Here is a 13,779-nt window from a genome sequence, read left to right as displayed (position 1 = left end):
TCCAACCTCTTGCACCTTACCGAACACTCGGTAAGGTAACCGCCATCACAGGGAGTGGCAAGGAGGAGCTCGTGTCAGAAGCGCCGTCGGTGCGTAACCGCCGACCCCCCGGAGTGCGGCGAGAGCAGATCCTCGCCGTCGCCACCGAGATGTTCGGCGACAGCGGTTTCCGGGGCGTGGCTCTCGCCGACATCGCGGCGCGCGTGGGTATCTCGCAGCCCGGCCTGCTCCACCACTTCAAGAGCAAGGAGGAGCTGTTGATCGCCGCGCTGGAGCGGCGTGACGCCGACAGCAGCCAGTACGTCGCGGAGATGTTCCGCACCTCCTCGGTGCTGGACGCGGTGCTGTCGCTGTGCCACCACAACATGGAGAACCCTCAGTCCATGCGGCTGTTCGCGGTGGAGTCCGCCGAGAGCATGGAGCCCGGCCACCCGGCCCACGAGTTCTTCCGGCGCCGGTACGACCGGCTCCGTCAGGCCACGGCCGACCGCGTCCGCCGCGACCAGGCTCTGGGCCGGCTGCCGGCGGAACTCGATCCGGCGACGTTCGCGGCCGAACTGTACGCGGTCATGGACGGGTTGCAGATCCAGTGGCTGCTGGACCCTTCCTTCGACATGGCCGGGGTGCTGGCCGCCTACCTCGATCGGTTCCGACGTCCGGAGGGGGAGTCGCGTTGAGCCTTCACCTCGAAGAGCACCTCGACGTACTGGTCTGCAAACTCGACCTGTCGCGGAAGGTCCGGCTGCTGACCGGTGCCACGCACTCGCACACCTACGCGGAGCCGGCGGTGGGACTGCGGGCGATGACGTTCTCGGACGGCCCGGCAGGCGTCCGCGGACCCTCGTGGGACGACGAGGCGCCGTCGGCGTGCCTGCCCTGCCCGACAGCCCTCGCGGCGAGCTGGGACACCGGTCGCGCCGCGGAGGCGGGCCGGCTGCTCGCGGCCGAGGCCGTGCGGAAGGAGGTCGACGTGGTCCTCGCGCCCACGATCAACCTGCACCGCAGCCCGGTAGGGGGGAGGCACTTCGAATGCTTCTCCGAGGATCCGCTGCTGACCGGCCGGATCGGCGCCGCGCTCGTCGGCGCCCTTCAGGAGCACGGCGTGGCGGCGACCGTCAAGCACTACGTCGCCAACGACTCGGAGACCGACCGGTTCTCCGTCGACGTGCGGCTCGATGAGCGTGCGCTGCGGGAGCTGTACCTCGCGCCGTTCGAGGACATCGTCCTGACCGCGCGGCCGTGGCTGCTCATGGCGGCGTACAACGGCGTCAACGGCACCACGATGACCGAGCACGAGCTGCTCGACGACCCGCTGCGCACCAGGTGGGGCTTCGACGGTCCGGTCGTCTCGGACTGGCGCGCCACGCGTTCGCTCGCCGCCGCCTCGGCCGGGCTCGACCTGGCCATGCCGGGGCCGGACGGACCGTGGGGCGACGCGCTGCGAAAGGCCGTCGAGGACGGGGCGATCCCCGAGTCCACCCTGGACGTCAAGGTCAAGAACCTGCTGCGGCTGGCGGCGCGCGTCGGCGCCCTGGAGTCCGTGCCCGTCGAGCGCCCGGCGCCTGTGCGCACAGGGGGCGGCGACGTGCGCGCACAACTGCGCGCCGCCGCGGCCGACGGGACCGTACTCCTGCACAACGCGCGTGCCGCCCTGCCCCTGCCACTGGACCGCGTCCGGCGCATCGCGGTGATCGGCGAGCTGGCCGAGCACCCCCGCATCCAGGGCGGCGGCAGCGCCGAGGTGTGCCCCGCCCAGGTGGTGTCCCCGCTCCAGGGGCTGAGGGCCGCGCTGCCCCCGGACGTCGAGGTCACCTACACCGCGGGCAGCTACCTCGACGGCGACCCCGGTCCGCTGCCCGCGGCATGCCTGTGCAGGGACAGCGGGGAGAACGGTGACCGGGCCGTGCTGGTCCGGTGGCTCACCGACACCGGTGAGGAGGTGCGGACCGAGAGCCGGGACACCGGCGAGCTGGTCCGGTTCGGCAGCGACGTGCCGCAGGGCGCGGCCGCCGTCGAGCTGACCACCACGGTGTGTCCGGACCTCACCGGCTCCTGGCAGCTCGGCTTCCGCGGCGCGGGCCGGATCACGTTCGAGGCCGGCGGGCGGACTCTCCATGACGAGGACGTCCCGTCCGCGCACGACGGGCCGGGCGCGGACATCCTCACTCCGCCCGTGCGGACGTTCGAGGTCGAACTCATCGCGGGCCGTCCCGTGGAGCTGCGCCTGCGGCAACGCATCCCGGCCGGGGGCTTCGCCCTGTCCTTCCGGGCCAGGCGTCCCCGCCGGTCACCAGCCGACGACCTCGCCCGCGCGCGGCAGGACGCCAGGGCCGCCGATGTCGCGATCGTGGTCGTGGGCACGAGCTCACAGATCGAGAGTGAGGGCTTCGACCGCGCACACCTCTGTCTGCCCGCGGGCCAGGACGACCTGGTACGGGCCGTGGCCGAGGAGAACCCGAACACCGTGGCCGTGGTCAACGCCGGTGCACCCGTGCTGCTGCCGTGGCGCGACGACGTCGCCGCCGTGCTCGTCACGTGGTTCGCCGGCCAGGAGGCCGGCGCCGCGCTCGCCGACATCCTCACCGGCACGGCCGAGCCGGGCGGGCGGCTGCCGATGACGTGGCCTGCGCGCACCGAGGACGTGCCCGTGCTCGACACCCGGCCCGTCGACGGTCGCCTTCTGTACCGTGAGGGCATCCACGTCGGCTACCGCGCGTGGCTTCGCGAGGGCGTCGAGCCCGCGTACCCGTTCGGGCACGGCCTCGGCTACACGACCTGGGAGCTGGTGGACCTGTGCCCGCCCGCGGCCGTCCGGCACACGGACGACCCGGGCAAGCCCGCGACGGTGATCACCGCCCGCGTGCGCAACACCGGCGACCGGCCGGGAAAGCAGGTCATCCAGATCTACCTGGCACGCCCCGGATCGGGCATCGAGCGACCCGTCCGCTGGCTCGCCGGGTTCGCGACCGCAGACGCCGCTCCCGGCGAGACGGTCGAGCTGGACATCCCGGTGCCGTGGCGCGCGCTGTGGCACTGGGACTCGCAGGCGGGCGAGTGGGCGGTCGAGCCGGGGGCCTTCGACGCCCTCGTCGGCTTCTCCTCGGCCGACCTCCACAAGACGACCACGGTCGACGTGCCCGCCGGCACGTAGGCCACCCCTGGGGGAACAACCACATCCCAGCACGCGGGGTCAACCCGCGATCGGTAAGTAATGAGGTGGTCCAACGATGTACCCCACAAGAAAATCCCTCCTCGACTCGGCACTGTCGCGTCGGACGCTCCTGGGCGGACTCTCGGCCCTCGGGCTGGTCACCGTGGTCGGCTGCCGCTCGGCGGCCGAGGAGGCCGACAAGGGGAGCGGAGCGGCGAAGCCGGTCCGCGGCGGCACCCTCGTGACGACGGTCAACGCGGCGCCTGTGCCCGGGGCCTACTTCACCGGTCGGCCCGGCAACATCTTCTGGTGCCGCAACGTCCTCGAAACCCTTCTGCTGATCGACACCGACGGCAAGGCCCAGCCGCTGCTGGCCACTGAGTGGTCGCTGTCCAACGGCAACAAGACGTTCACCGCCAAGCTGCGCGAGGGCGTGACGTTCCACTCGGGACGGGCGTTCACGGCCGACGACGTCGTGTTCTCCCTCGAACGGAACATCGCGGGTGATGGCCTCGCCACCCTGAACGGCGCGATGAAGGGCTGGCAGATCAAGGCGACGGGCCGCCACGAGGTGACGATCACCTCGCCACGGCCCCTTCAGGAAACAGTGCACTCCATCCTCGACGCGACACCGATCATCGACCAGGAGACCCAGAAGGGACTCGCGGACGGGTCGAAGGTCGTCGGCACGGGCCCGTTCGTGTGGTCCGGCTACCAGGCCGGCACCAAGCTCACGATGAAGCGCAACGACTCCTACTGGGCGGACGGCCTGCCCTACCTGGACGGCATCGAGATCACGGTGATCGCCGACTCGACCGCGCAGCTGGCGGCGCTGCGCTCGGACCGGGTCCAGATAGCGAACGGTCTCAGTGTCCAGGACTCGCAGACCATCGTCGACGACAAAACGTTCCACCTGGACCTCAACAAGGGGCTCGTCTACGGGCTGGGCCTCACCGTCGACGAGGCACCGTTCGACAACGTCGACGTGCGCCGCGCGGTGGGCTACGCGATCGACCGCGAGCGGATCAACAAGCAGGTCATGGGTGGCCTGGCGACGACGGCAAGCCTGCCGTGGGGCAAGGACGCGACCGGCTACCCGGCGGATCTGGCAGGCACCTACACCTACGACCCCGACCGGGCCCGGAAGCTCATCAAGGCCGCCGGGGCCACGGGTGCGCAGTTCAAGCTGGCGCTCCACAACCTGCCGGTTCCGCGCCAGATCTACGAGATCATCGCGCGCAACCTGTCCGACGTGGGCCTGAAGCCGTCACCACTGGAGCTGTCGATCGCGGACTTCGAGCCGCGCCGGGCCGCGGGCAAGCTCGGTCCCGCGTTCCTTACCTGGACCGCGGTGGGCGACATGCCTCCCGCGCTCATGCTCGACGCCCTTCCCGAACTGCGCCCGGCCAAGAACGCGGAGCACTACACGGACAAGGAGTACCAGCGCCTCGCGCAGGCGCTGATCGACAGCCCGGACGAGAGCGCCACGAAGTCGCGGTTGCGATCCCTGTCGCAGAAGCTGCTCGACGACGCGTTCTTCCTCCCCTACACCGTCTCGCCCTCGACCTCGGTCAGCGTCGACTCCGTGCGCGGCGTCGTCACCGGCCGCTACGGCCGCACGATGCGTGCGGCCTACCTCGCAAAGTGAGCCGTCGATGACCCGCTTCCTCCTGCGACGTCTGCCGTCCGTCACGCTCGTGCTGCTGGCGACCACGGCCATCGCGTTCCTGCTGCCGCGACTGGCGCCCGGAGACCCGGCGGCCGTCGTAGCGGGGCCCGGGGCCACGACCCGGCAGATCGACGCGATCCGGGTCGAGATGGGGCTGGACCGGCCACTGGTCGAGCAGTACCTCCACTGGCTGGGCGGCTTCGTCACCGGCGATCTCGGCGAGTCGTACCAGTTCCACCGCCCGGTCTCCGAGCTGATCGGAGACCGGCTGGAGAGCACGGTCGAGCTGACGATCGCGGCCACGATCGTCATGATCGTCGTCGGGATCGGTCTCGGCATCTTTGCCGGCTCGGCGCGCTCGCGGCTGTCGAGGTTCACCGCGGACGCGACGAACACGGTCCTGCTGGCGATGCCGCCGTTCCTGGCCGGGCTGCTGCTGGTGATCCTCCTGGGCGTCACCTTCCGGGTGCTGCCGATCAGCGGCGAGACGTCGGTGCTGGACGACCCCGTGATCGGGCTGCAGTACCTGATCCTGCCCGCTGTGGCACTCGCGGTGCCGATGTCCGGCGGTATCGCCATGCTGGTGCAGTCCTCGATGGACCACGCGTGGCGACAGGACTATGTCGACCTCGCGGTCGCCAAGGGCGTGGGGAGGCGGCGCATCACCCTGCGGCACGTGGTCCGCAACAGCCTCGGCCCCGCGATGGTGGCGATCGGCATCCGCTTCGGCGACATGCTGGCCGGCGCCGTCGTCATCGAGATGATCTTCGCGAGGAACGGGCTGGGGCAGCTGGCCGTGTCCGGCGTGCAGGACTCCGACTACAACGTCGTGCAGGTGCTCATCGTCGGCGCGGTGGTGATCGCGGTGGTCGTGCAGCTGCTCACCGAGATCGCGATGGCAACCCTGGACCCGCGCGTCCGGCTGGGAGTGTGACTCATGACAACCGACATCGACACCGCGAGCGCCCCGGCTCCCGGCACGGCGCGCCCGGGCGGCGGGGTCGCGCTGCGGCGCTACCTCACAGCGCTGCGCACACCGCGGGGCGCGATCGGGGCCGGCCTGCTGGGTCTGCTGGCGCTGCTGTCCGTACTGGCGCCCGTGCTGTTCCCCGGCGGGTACGACGCGCAGAGCGGCAACGCGCTGGCCGGCGCGTCGGGCAGCCACTGGATGGGCACCGACGAGCTGGGCCGCGACGTTCTCGTCCGCACGGTCTACGGCCTGCGAACCGACCTCAGCCTGCTGTTGACCGCCGTCCCGGCGAGCGCGGTCATCGGGACCCTGATGGGGCTCGCCGGGGTGATCTCGCGGTGGCTGGGCTCCGGCGTGCAGCGGTTGCTCGACGTCATCCTCGGGTTCCCCGGGATGGTGCTCGGCATGTGCGTCGTGCTGGTCATCGGAACCGGCTGGCAGGCGCTGTTCACGGCCATCCTGATCATCGGGCTGCCCCTGTTCGGGCGCCAGGCCAGGGCCGGCCTGCAGGTCGAGCAGGAACGCGAGTACGTGCTCGCCGCCCAGGTGCTCGGGGTCAAGCGCCGGACCGTGCTGATCCGGCACGTGCTGCCGAACATCGTCGACCCGGTCCTGGTCAACGCCGCCGTCTACATGGTGGTGGCGATCTTCATCGAGGCCGGCCTGAGCATCGTCGGGCTCGGCATCCAGCCACCGATTCCGTCCCTGGGCGCGATGCTCAACACCGGCGCCCGCTACATCGAGGTCCATCCCGCGTACGTCATGGGACCCGGCCTCGTCCTGCTGCTCCTCACACTGTCCTTCACCCTCCTGTCCAACGCACTGAACAAGGCGGTGCTTCACCGGTGAACACCGTTCCACAGAACATCACGACCCAGACGCGGCACGACCGAACGGCCGCCCTGCTCGAAGTGCGCGGGCTGCGCACCGAGTTCGCCACCTCCACCGGCACCGTGCGCGCGGTGAACGACGTCAGCCTGACCGTGCGGCGCGGCCAGATCCTCGGCGTGGTCGGGGAGTCCGGCTCCGGCAAGTCCGTGACCGCCCGCTCGATCCTGCGCATGGTCCCCGAGCCCGGCCGCATCGTCGGCGGCGAGATCCTGTTCGACGGGCGGGACGTGCTCGGGCTGTCCGAACCGGACATGCGCGCGATCCGGGGCAGCGAGATCGCGATGGTCTTCCAGGACCCGCAGTCCGCGCTGAACCCGGTACTGAGCGTCGGCTACCAAATCGCCGAGGCTCTCATCGTGCACGGCATGGACCGCAAAACGGCCCGTCGCCGGGCGGCGGAGCTGCTCGATCAGGTGGGTATCCCGGACGCCGAGCGACGCCTCGACGACTACCCCCACCAGTTCTCCGGCGGCATGCGGCAGCGCGTCGTGATCGCCATCGCGCTCGCCGGCTCGCCGTCGCTGCTGATCGCCGACGAGCCGACCACCGCGCTCGACGTCACCATCCAGGCGCAGATCCTGCGGCTGCTCGGCCGCCTGCGCGATGAGCTGGACATCGCCGTGCTCATGATCACCCATGACATGGGGGTGGTCGCCGAGATGTGCGACGACGTCGTGGTGATGTACGGCGGCCGGGTCGTCGAGCAGGGCCCCGTCGAGGTGATCTTCACCAGGCAGGAGCACCCCTACACGGCGGACCTGCTCGAGGCGATGCCGCGGTTGGACGGGAACGGCGGGAATCGGCTGCCCGCCATCCCCGGGGCGCCACCCGACCCGGCGGCGCTGCCGTCCGGGTGCGCGTTCCATCCGCGCTGCCGCCTGGCCGAGGACGAGTGCGCCACCACCGTGCCCGAGCTGCTGTCCCGGGCGGTCCAGGGGCAGTCCGCGGCGTGCTGGGTCACCGCGCGCGGGACGGCGATTCCGCAACTGGACCGGGTGGCCGCCGGTGTCCGCGACCGGGCGGAGGCCGGCCGTACGCCGCCGCTGTCGGTGGAGAACCTGCGCGTGAACGTCGCCTCGGGCGGCCGGAGCCTGTTCGGCCGGCCCGACCCGGTGTACGCGGTGGACGGGGTGAGCCTGTCCGTCGCGGGAGGCGAGACGCTCGGCCTCGTCGGCGAGTCGGGCTGCGGCAAGTCGACGCTCGCGCGCACGATCGTCGGGATCAACCGGCCCACGGAGGGCACCGTCCGGGTCGGCCCGGAGGGCGTGGACGCGTTCACCGGCGCGGGCACCCGAGAGCTCCGGTCGACCGTGCAGTACGTGTTCCAGGACCCGTACGCGTCGCTCAACCCGCGCCGCACCGTCCGCCAGTCGCTCGACGAGGCTCTGGAGATGCGCGGGATGCCGCGCGGCGAGCGGGCCGCCGCGGCCTGCGAGCTGATGCGCCGGGTCGGCCTGAACGAAGGGCACCTCGACCGGTACCCGCACGCGTTCTCGGGCGGCCAGCGGCAGCGCGTCGGGATCGCCAGGGCGCTCGCCGTCCAGCCGAAGGTACTGATCTGCGACGAGCCCGTGTCCGCGCTCGACGTGTCCATCCAGGCGCAGATCATCAACCTGCTGGAGTCACTGCGCGACGACCTCGGCCTCGGCTACCTGTTCATCGCCCACGACCTCTCGGTGGTCCGGCATCTCTCCGACCGGGTCGCGGTGATGTACCTCGGCAAGATCGTCGAGACGGGGCCCGTCGAGGCGGTGTACTCCTCGCCGCAGCACCCGTACACCGTGGCGCTGATGTCGTCGTCGCCCGTGCCCGAGACCGCGGCCCGCGACCGCGAGCGGATCGTACTCACCGGAGACCTGCCCAGCCCGAAGAACCCGCCGTCGGGCTGCCGGTTCCGCACACGGTGCCCCGTCGGGCCGCTGGCCCATCCCGAGCGGAGCATCTGCGTGGAGAAGGAACCGGTGCTGACCGAGACCCCGACCGGCCAGCTGGCGGCATGCCACTTCGCCGGCGAGATGGCGACGGTGTCGCCGGCGGCGACCTACGAGCAGCACCGATAGGGAGTTGCGCATGCGACTGCATACCCGTACCTGGGGGGACGGTGAGCGGACCGCTGTCCTGATCCACGGGATGATGTCGGACTCGCGCACCTGGCACCGGGTCGCTCCGGCGATCGCCGGGCGCGGCTACCGGGTGATCGGTGTCGACCTGCGCGGGCACGGAGCGAGTGGCCGCGGCGACTACTCACCTCAGGGCTGGGCCGACGACCTGGTGCAGACACTGCCGACCGATGCCGACATCGCGATCGGGCACTCGTTCGGCGCGGTGGCGCTCGCGCTGGCCGTCGACCGGCTGCGCCCCGGCCGCGCGGTCTATGCCGATCCCGCCTGGTTGCCCGACGGCCGCAGGGCCGGGATGGATCCCGGCCGGTTCAAGCGGTGCAAGCAGGCGACGCGGGAGCAGATCGCCGAACTCAACCCCCGGTGGACCCCCGAGGACGTCGACGTGGAGCTGGCGACTCTGCGCGACTGGGATCCGGACACGGCGGACGGCGCGGCACTGCTCTGCGGAGCCGAGATCGCTCCGCGCCGTCCGAGCGTGCCCTCGCTGGTGCTGTTCGCGGACGAGGGCCCCTTCTCCTCCGCGGAAACGGTCACGGCGATGCGGCAGCGCGGCCTCGATGTGCGGGTCGTGCCCGGCGTCGGGCACACCATCCACCGCGACGACTTCGCCGCGTTCCTCGGTTCCCTGGAGGGCTGGATCTGATGCGGATCATCTACGTCGACGTCGACACGCTGCGTGCCGACCACACCGAGCCCTACGGCTACCAGCGGCCGACCACGCCGAACTTGCGAGCCCTGGCCGAGAAGTCCGTGGTCTTCAACCGCTACTACGCCTCCGACTCGCCGTGCCTGCCGTCGCGGACGGCGCTGACCAGCGGCCAGTTCGGCATCACCAACGGCGTCATCGGCCACTTCGGCGAGGCCGCCCGGTTCCGGCTCGACGCCGGGCACGGGCCCGACCCGCACCGGCCGCTGCTCGGCCAGCAGCTCCAAGGCCACGGCTACTACACGGCGGCGGTGTCGATGTTCGCCGAGCGGCACCGCGCGTACCACTTCTGCGGCAACTTCCGCGAGATGATCCGCGCGACCGGCGAGGTCAACGACGAGCAGGCCCACGACATCAACCGTGTGGCGATCGACTGGCTGCGCACCCACGCCGACCAGGACGACTGGTACCTGCACCTGACTTACTGGGAGCCCCACACCGACTACCTCACCGGTCCGGAGTGGACCCAGCGGGCCGCGGAGTCCGGTCCCGCGCCGGCCTGGCCGGACCAGGACGCCATCGACGCGCACGCGGAGATCTACGGGCCGCGCAGCGCGCTCGACCTGCACTACTTCGCGGGGCCGAGGAAGTCGCCCGTGCCGGACACCATGCCCGACGCCATCCGGACCCGCGCGGACTTCGAGCACCTGATCAACGGCTTCGACGGCGCCATCATGTACTGGGACCACTACTTCGGACAGCTGCTCGCGACGCTGGAGGAGCTGGGCATCGCCGACGAGACGGCGATCATCGTCAGCGCCGACCACGGCGAGTCGTTCGGGGAGAACGGCTCCTACGCCGAGCACGGGCTGGCCAACGAGCCCACGCACCGGCTGCCGCTCGTCGTCTACTGGCCGGGCGTCACCGACGCGCTGCCCGCCGACGCCCGCCGGTGCGACTCCCTGCTGTACAACATCGACCTGGCGCCGACCCTGTGCGAGCTGCTCGGTATGCCGGTGCCCGCCGGCTGGCAGGGTGAGTCGTTCGCCCCGGCGGTCCGCGGGGAGCACATCGACTCGCGCGAGTACCTGGTGTTCGGGCACGGCGCCCACACCTACCAGAGGGCCGTGCGGACCCGCGATCACCTCTACATCCGCACCTACCATCCCGGCGCGTTCCGGGCGGAGTGGGAGCAGCTGTTCGACGTCACGGCCGACCCGCACCTGACCCGCGACCTGCTGCCCGACGAGCCGGACCTGGCCGCGCGGATGCGCAGCCACCTGGCCGAGTGGTGGGACTACTACGCGGGACGGCCGGGCGCCCTGCCCGACCCGATGCTCACCACCCTCCAGACCGGACCGACGTACTACAACGACCCGGTGCGCTATGCGGGTCACCTGCGCGAGACCGGGCGCGGGCACCTGGCCGACGATCTCGAACAGGGTCTCGCCGCCACCACGCCGGTCACCCCCGTGTCCTGGCACGCGCCCGACGTCGCGTGGCCACCGGGCCGTCACGAGCGTCTCGCCGCAAGGTTCGCCTCGAAGGAGAGCCGATGAAGGCCGTCGTCGTCATGTTCGACAGCCTCAACCGACGGCACCTGCCCCCCTACGGGGCGGACTGGGTGGAGGCCCCGAACTTCCGGCGGCTGGCCGACCGCACGGCGACGTTCGACACCTGCTACGCCGGCAGCATGCCCTGCATCCCGGCCCGGCGGGAGATGCACACCGGCCGGTACAACTTCCTGCACCGCGGCTGGGGGCCACTGGAGCCGTTCGACGACTCCGCCCCGGAGCTGCTGAAGGACCACGGCGTCTACACGCACCTCGCCACCGATCACCCGCACTACTGGGAGGACGGCGGGGCGACCTACCACGGCCGGTTCAACAGCTTCGAGTTCTTCCGCGGCCAGGAAGGCGACCCCTGGAAGGGGCAGGTGGCCGACCCCGACGTCCCCGAGACCATCGACGGACCGCGGGTCGCCCAGCGGCCCTCGTACCGGCAGGACCGGGTGAACCGGGCCCATATGCAGGACGAGCTGGACCACCCCCAGACGCTGACTTTCGACGCGGGCTTGGAGTTCCTGCACACCAACCACGCCGACGACCGGTGGCTTCTTCAGATCGAGACCTTCGACCCGCACGAGCCGTTCTTCACCTACGAGCGCTACCACAAGCTGTACCCCCACGACTACGACGGCCCGCACTTCGACTGGCCCGACTACCGGCAGGTCCTCGAAACGCCCGGGCAGATGGAGCACCTCCGGCTGCAGTACACCGCGCTGCTGTCGATGTGCGACCGGTCGCTGGGCCGGGTGCTCGACGCGATGGACGAGCTGGACCTGTGGGACGACACGCTGCTGATGGTCGTCACCGACCATGGCTACCTGCTCGGCGAGCACGGGTGGTGGGGCAAGGCGGTCCCGCCCTGGTACGACGAGACGATCCACACGCCGCTGTTCGTCTGGGACCCGCGCAGCGGTGTGCGGGGCGAGCGGCGCACCAGCCTGGTTCAGACCATCGACTTCGCCCCGACCCTGCTGGACTGGTTCGGGGTGGACATCCCGCCGGACATGCAGGGCGAACCGCTGCGCGACGTCGTCGCCGACGACACCCCGGTCCGCGAGGCCGGGCTGTTCGGGGCGTTCGGCGGGCACGTCAGCGTGACCGACGGCCGCTACGTCTACATGCGCGCCCCCGCCACACCGGGGAACCGGCCGCTGCTCGAGCACACGCTGATGCCGACCCACATGCGCGGCCGGTTCACCCCGGAGGAACTGCGCGGCGCCGAGCTCGCCGAGCCGTTCTCGTTCACGAAAGGCGTCCCCACGCTCCGCGTCGACGGGTGGACCTTCATGGATCCCCACGCATTCGGCACGCTGCTCTTCGACCTCCAGGCCGACCCGGACCAGCAGCATCCGCTGGCCGACGACAACCTCGAACGGCGCATGGCCACGCTGCTCGTCCAGCTCATGCGGGCAAACGACGCCCCGCCCTCACAGTACGACCGGCTCGGCCTGCCGGACACCGGCGATGTCGGCGACGAGCACCTGCAGGTCCGGCGCCAGTGGGCCCAGGTGGAGGCATCGCTCGATCCGCTGCACCCCGACGACTACCCGCGGGCCGAACCGAGCGTGCATGACACGCTGCGGACCCTGGTCGACGATCCCGAGACCCGGGAGATCCTGCGGCACCATGCTCCCGCCGTCGTCGACGGGGGGATGCCGGCAACGGTGGGCGACCTCGCCCTGGTCGACATCGCCGCGTACGCCGTCGGCAAGCTTCCGGTGCACGCCCTCAGGTCCATCTCGCACGACCTCGCGGCGCTGGCGGCCGAGCGGAGCGGCAAGGAGTAGCCGTGGCCGGCACCGAGGAAAGATCGGTAACCTCGGTCCACCTCGACGCACGACCCAGGAGATACCCCTTGCCCGTCCGCCCCCGCGTTCTGTATGTCACCGATCTCGCCTATCAGGCCCGAGGGCGGCGCTACTGCGACGAGGACATCTTCCTGTCGTCCCAGCTGCGGAAGGACTTCGACATAGCCCTGTGCCACCCGCTCGATGCCGCCGCACTGGCAGACGACTTCGAGGCGGTAGTGGTACGCAACACCGGCCCCGTACTGCATTACCAGGAGGAGTACGACGCCTTCCGGGACCAGGCAGCAGCGCGCGGGACACGGATCTACAACCCGCACACCGGCCGGGCCGACATGGCAGGCAAGCAGTACCTGCTGGATCTGACCGCAGCCGGGTATCCCGTCATCCCCACCGTCGACCGGCCGCAGGATCTCGGACTGCTCCCGGAAAGCGACCAGTACGCGGTCAAGCCGAAGGCCGGAGCGGACTCCATCGGCCTCGACTTCGTGTCCCGGGACAGGCTGGACGGCCTTGCCTACGGCGGCGTCCTGGTTCAGCCCCGCATCGACTTCCGTTACGAAGTGTCGTTCTACTACGTCGACGACGCCGTCCAGTACGCCCTTTATGCCCCCGACCCCGACCGCCGCTGGGCTCTCGAGCCTTACCGGCCCACCGAAGGCGACCTCGCCTTCACCCGGCGCTTCATCGACTGGAACACCCTCGAGCACGGCATCCAGCGCGTGGACGCCTGCCGCACGCAAGACGGAGACCTCCTCCTGGTCGAGCTGGAAGACCTCAACCCCTACCTGTCGCTGGACCACGTCGACGCATCCACGCGCGACGCCTTCGTCACCAGCATGACGAGCTCCCTCCACCGGTTCCTGGAATCCTCCCCGTAGTGCCACGGCGGGGGTGGAAGCGGGCGCGGCGGGGTGGGCGGCGGCGCCCACCCGGGGGGAACGGGAGTGGGTGGG

10 protein-coding genes are annotated in these 13,779 nt (G+C 70.9%); all 10 read left to right on the top strand.

What is annotated here, in order from left to right; all coding sequences use genetic code 11:
* Positions 1-71 precede the first annotated feature (71 nt).
* The 10 genes from ABT063_RS44495 to ABT063_RS44450 all read left to right on the top strand — a co-directional run bounded on the left by ABT063_RS44495 (position 72) and on the right by ABT063_RS44450 (position 13,704).
* Entirely contained in the window at positions 72-677 is a 606-nt protein-coding gene (locus ABT063_RS44495) for a TetR/AcrR family transcriptional regulator (RefSeq protein ID WP_351066740.1), read from the top strand.
* The gene (locus ABT063_RS44490; RefSeq protein WP_351066739.1) at positions 674-3,151 is read left to right on the top strand and encodes a beta-glucosidase family protein; all 2,478 of its coding nucleotides are present in this window, start codon (positions 674-676) and stop codon (positions 3,149-3,151) included. Before ABT063_RS44495 ends, ABT063_RS44490 begins: the two co-directional genes overlap by 4 nt.
* A 76-nt stretch (positions 3,152-3,227) precedes the next feature.
* Positions 3,228-4,799: an ABC transporter substrate-binding protein gene (locus ABT063_RS44485; protein ID WP_351066738.1), complete on the top strand. Its 1,572-nt coding sequence runs from the start codon at positions 3,228-3,230 to the stop codon at positions 4,797-4,799.
* Between the two features lie 7 nt (positions 4,800-4,806).
* Positions 4,807-5,754 carry an ABC transporter permease gene (locus tag ABT063_RS44480; RefSeq protein ID WP_351066737.1) on the top strand — a complete coding sequence of 316 codons (948 nt, stop codon included), beginning with the start codon at positions 4,807-4,809 and terminating at the stop codon, positions 5,752-5,754.
* 3 nt (positions 5,755-5,757) lie between these two features.
* On the top strand, positions 5,758-6,639 hold the full coding sequence (locus tag ABT063_RS44475; RefSeq protein ID WP_351066735.1) for an ABC transporter permease: 882 nt from the start codon (positions 5,758-5,760) through the stop codon (positions 6,637-6,639).
* Entirely contained in the window at positions 6,636-8,741 is a 2,106-nt protein-coding gene (locus ABT063_RS44470) for an ABC transporter ATP-binding protein (protein WP_351066731.1), read from the top strand. Before ABT063_RS44475 ends, ABT063_RS44470 begins: the two co-directional genes overlap by 4 nt.
* Before the next feature lie 10 nt (positions 8,742-8,751).
* Positions 8,752-9,447 (top strand): alpha/beta fold hydrolase, encoded by a 696-nt coding sequence (locus ABT063_RS44465; RefSeq protein ID WP_351066730.1) that lies wholly within the window; start codon positions 8,752-8,754, stop codon positions 9,445-9,447.
* Positions 9,447-11,009, top strand: a complete 1,563-nt coding sequence (locus ABT063_RS44460; protein WP_351066729.1) for a sulfatase family protein — start codon at positions 9,447-9,449, stop codon at positions 11,007-11,009. The genes ABT063_RS44465 and ABT063_RS44460 overlap by 1 nt, the downstream gene beginning before the upstream one ends.
* Positions 11,006-12,805 (top strand): sulfatase, encoded by a 1,800-nt coding sequence (locus ABT063_RS44455; protein ID WP_351066727.1) that lies wholly within the window; start codon positions 11,006-11,008, stop codon positions 12,803-12,805. The genes ABT063_RS44460 and ABT063_RS44455 overlap by 4 nt, the downstream gene beginning before the upstream one ends.
* Before the next feature lie 68 nt (positions 12,806-12,873).
* The gene (locus tag ABT063_RS44450; protein ID WP_351066725.1) at positions 12,874-13,704 is read left to right on the top strand and encodes an ATP-grasp domain-containing protein; all 831 of its coding nucleotides are present in this window, start codon (positions 12,874-12,876) and stop codon (positions 13,702-13,704) included.
* Positions 13,705-13,779 lie beyond the last annotated feature (75 nt).

This window comes from Streptomyces sp. NPDC002838 (assembly GCF_040295365.1).
In the GTDB taxonomy this organism is placed as follows: Bacteria; Actinomycetota; Actinomycetes; order Streptomycetales; family Streptomycetaceae; genus Streptomyces.
Note: the sequence above shows the minus strand (reverse complement) of the source record. Positions and strands in the feature narration are given on the sequence as shown.